At 35.4% G+C, this 981-nt stretch carries 2 pseudogenes; one reads left to right on the forward strand and one right to left on the reverse strand.

The features are described from left to right. Positions 1-120: 120 nt before the first annotated feature. Positions 121-231, reverse strand: a pseudogene (locus KQI22_RS13715) (DUF6061 family protein); the annotation flags it as partial. Between the two features lie 430 nt (positions 232-661). Between KQI22_RS13715 and KQI22_RS14095 the strand changes: the two are divergent. Continuing rightward, positions 662-862: pseudogene (locus KQI22_RS14095) on the forward strand (GyrI-like domain-containing protein); the annotation flags it as partial. Positions 863-981 lie beyond the last annotated feature (119 nt).

The following is a 981-nucleotide window of genomic DNA, read 5'->3' on the forward strand; positions in this document are numbered from 1 at the left end:
TTGTACTTTGTGAACAGGTTTCTTTTCTCTTGCCATAATAATAGGCCTCCTATGATTTAGATTTTATCATAGAAGACCTATTAGCTAATACCTATTTACAGAAAAAGTTTCACAGACTCTTTTTAAGTTCTTTTCGGCTTCCCAGCAGTCAATGCGAAGCATGTAAACTGCGCTGGTATAAATATCAATACTATTGCGTTGTGGATTGTATTCTGCAAATATTGTTCTCATGGTATCGAATCTCTTTATCGTTCAATCAATCATCAATTACAAAAATCGGAAGCATTTCAATCAGTTCACCATGTCACTTTTATTTTGTGTTATACTGTTTTATGGATTTTTCTTGGTCTCCGCTGCCGCTTCGGTCGGTACAGAGCAGATGTCCACTGGACATCTTGTGCCCTTGTATTTGCCCTTAGCAAGGTTGTCACCTGTTGAATATTATCAATATCTGACAACAGGAATTTATCCACTGATAATCCCTAAAGCAAAAGATGAAAACCATCAATCAGAGGCATCACTTTGATGCCTCTACACAACCAACAAAAAATATAAAATAGAAATCTGAAAAGGAAAAGTCATAGTGTCCTTGACAAAGGGTACACTTTAATTAAATCTCTTAAAACAGGTGAAATCTCAATCGGAATTTAAAGAGGTAGTTATTGCTTTTGATTTTAAGAAAGAATACAAAGAATTTTATATGCCTAAAAATAAACCGGAGATTGTAACTGTTCCGAAAGCAAATTATATTGCAGTCAGAGGAAAAGGCAATCCAAACGAAGAAGGCGGGGCATATCAGCAAGCAATTAGCGTATTATATGCTATTGCATATACCTTAAAAATGAGTTACAAGACAGACTACTGTAGGTTTGTCAAACATGTGTTACATTGACGCAAGATAATCCATAAGCACTTGTTTGGGAGTTTTCCAGTTTAATGGGTGCATAGGGAAATTGTTGTAATCTCTACGATTATAAAGCG

The sequence above is a fragment of the Kineothrix sp. MSJ-39 genome (genome assembly GCF_018917935.1).
In the GTDB taxonomy this organism is placed as follows: Bacteria; Bacillota; Clostridia; order Lachnospirales; family Lachnospiraceae; genus CAG-194.